The organism is Solirubrobacter phytolaccae (assembly GCF_027587195.1).
GTDB classification, from domain to species: Bacteria; Actinomycetota; Thermoleophilia; order Solirubrobacterales; family Solirubrobacteraceae; genus Solirubrobacter; species Solirubrobacter phytolaccae.
Genome location: NZ_JAPDDP010000167.1, coordinates 1 through 700, shown reverse-complemented (window position 1 = coordinate 700; position 700 = coordinate 1). Strand labels below are relative to the sequence as shown.

At 78.9% G+C, this 700-nt stretch carries 1 protein-coding gene and 1 pseudogene; both read right to left on the bottom strand.

What is annotated here, in order from left to right; genetic code table 11:
* Positions 1-328 (bottom strand): annotated as a pseudogene (locus OJ997_RS36260) (hypothetical protein); the annotation flags it as partial.
* A partial coding sequence (locus tag OJ997_RS36255; protein WP_270030350.1) for a sigma factor-like helix-turn-helix DNA-binding protein occupies positions 325-700 on the bottom strand: 376 nt, incomplete at its 5' end. The gene OJ997_RS36255 and the pseudogene OJ997_RS36260, both read right to left, overlap by 4 nt.

The following is a 700-nucleotide window of genomic DNA, read 5'->3' as shown; positions in this document are numbered from 1 at the left end:
CTTGGCCTCCGACTTCCCGCGCACGTCGCGCCGCACCGGCCGCGAAGGCACCGGCGTGCCCCGCGGGCGCGGCACCGGCCGCCGCCACGCGCGCGTCATTGTGCGCCCCCACCGGCGCGGCACCGGCGGCTCCCTCGCGCGCATTACGCTGGGCGCCCATAGGCGCGGCGCCGGCCGGCCCCACGCGCGCGGCACCGGCCGCTCCCACGTGCGCCTCCGCCGCGAGCAAGGCGCGCAGCGTGTCGTCCATCCGAGTCGCTTCCGCGGCGGTCGGCGTCGCGTCGCGCGCCGGGTCTTCGGCCGCCAGCGTGGTGATCAGGTCGTTCATCGTTCCTCCAAGGCGGTCATCGACGCGAGCGCGGGGCCGCTCTCGTCGTTCAGGGCGGCGTGCAGCCGGCGGCGTGCGCGGTGCAGGCGCACGGCGGCGGTGCCGCGGCGGCAACCGAGCGCGGCGGCCGCCTCGCTGAGGGTCAGGCCCTCCCAGGCGACGAGCAGGACGAGCTCGCGGTCGCGGTCGGTCAGCTCGCCCAGCGCGCGGACGAGGTCGGCGCGCAGGCCGACGGCGTCGGCGAGGTCGGGCGCGGCCGGCGGGCACGGTGGTCGGGACGTCGGGCCAGCGCGAGAACCCGCTCGGCTGGATGATCGCGATGTCGGCCTCCTCGCGCTGGTGCTCGGCGCCCGCCGCCGCGATCTGCTCCGG